Origin of the sequence: Chroococcidiopsis cubana SAG 39.79 (assembly GCF_003991895.1) — a bacterium.
GTDB lineage: Bacteria > Cyanobacteriota > Cyanobacteriia > Cyanobacteriales > Chroococcidiopsidaceae > Chroococcidiopsis > Chroococcidiopsis thermalis.
This window is the reverse complement of record NZ_RSCK01000126.1, coordinates 4,997-6,367: the sequence shown is the minus strand read 5'-3', so window position 1 is coordinate 6,367 and position 1,371 is coordinate 4,997. Positions and strand designations below refer to the sequence as shown.

Sequence of the window (1,371 nt, the reverse complement as noted above, 5' to 3'; positions counted from 1 at the left end):
ATTGTGGGTAGCTTTGCCAACATCCAGGCAGGACAAACATTGCAGCTTACTGGTCTGTGGCGGGAGCATCCGCAGTATGGTGCACAGTTTCAAGTCACGCACTGTAAAGAAACGAAACCTGCAACGATAACAGGCATAGAGAAATACTTAGGCAGTGGACTAATCAAGGGAGTGGGACCAGTGACGGCAAAGCGCATTGTCGTCCACTTTGGTTTAGAAACGCTGGACATTATTGAGAACCACATCGAGCGGTTGATTGAAGTGCCTAGGATCGCCAAAAAGCGCATCAAGATGATTCAGTCTGCCTGGTCAACCCAAAAGGCGATTAAGGAAGTCATGCTTTTCCTTCAAAGTCACGGGGTCTCCACCACCTATGCTGTCAAGATATACAAACACTACGGCGATGTGGCGATCGCTACCGTCACCAATAACCCCTACCAACTGGCAACAGATATATATGGTATTGGGTTTATCACAGCCGATGCGATCGCCCGTAACCTGGGCATTGCTCCCGACTCCGAGTATAGATATCGGGCGGGGATCGTCCACGTACTAGGAGAAGCAGCAGAAGACGGACATTGTTTCTTACCCCAGAGTGAGCTAGTAGAGCAGACAGTGAAGCGGTTGAGTATTAAAGACCACCAGCCGAACTCACAGGCGATCGCCCAACTGCTGGTGCAGATGGGGATGGAAGATGTGCTGATAATGCAGGGACACCCTGAGCATCAATTCGTCTACTACCAGCCATCGTTCTACTACAGCGAACAGAATTTAGCCGCGCAGCTTCACCATTTGCTGGCTCGTCCTGTCACAGTTGACCTACCCCGCGTACTCAACTGGATCGAGCGATTCACTCAAGCTAAGGGGATCGAGCTATCATCGCAACAGCAACAAGCCGTAGAGATGGCGGCGAGTCAACGAGTATTAATACTTACGGGTGGTCCTGGGACGGGGAAAACTTTCTGCACCCGCACTATTGTTGCACTCTGGAAAGCGATGGGTAAGTTTATTGTCTTGGCTTCGCCTACTGGTAGAGCAGCCCAGCGTCTATCGGAAGTGGCCCGGATGGAAGCCAAAACCATACACCGCTTGCTAGAGTTCGACCCCAGAACCATGAAGTTCAAGCGGGATGCGGATAATCCCATCGAAGCACGGGCGATCGTAGTGGATGAAGCTTCGATGCTGGATCTGTTTTTAGCTCACTCCCTGCTCAAGGCGATTCCACTCGACGCTCAACTATTGCTGGTGGGGGACATCGACCAACTGCCATCAGTCGGACCTGGAAACGTGTTGCGGGATTTAATTGCTTCAGGACAAATACCTGTAGTGCGGCTAACGCAAGTATTTCGGCAAGCCGCGCAAAGCTATATC

General features: G+C 51.2%; 1 protein-coding gene. It reads left to right on the top strand.

The window, feature by feature from the left end; translation table 11 throughout:
• On the top strand, positions 1-1,371 hold a 1,371-nt coding region (gene recD2 / locus DSM107010_RS40565; protein WP_199755946.1), incomplete at both ends, for an SF1B family DNA helicase RecD2.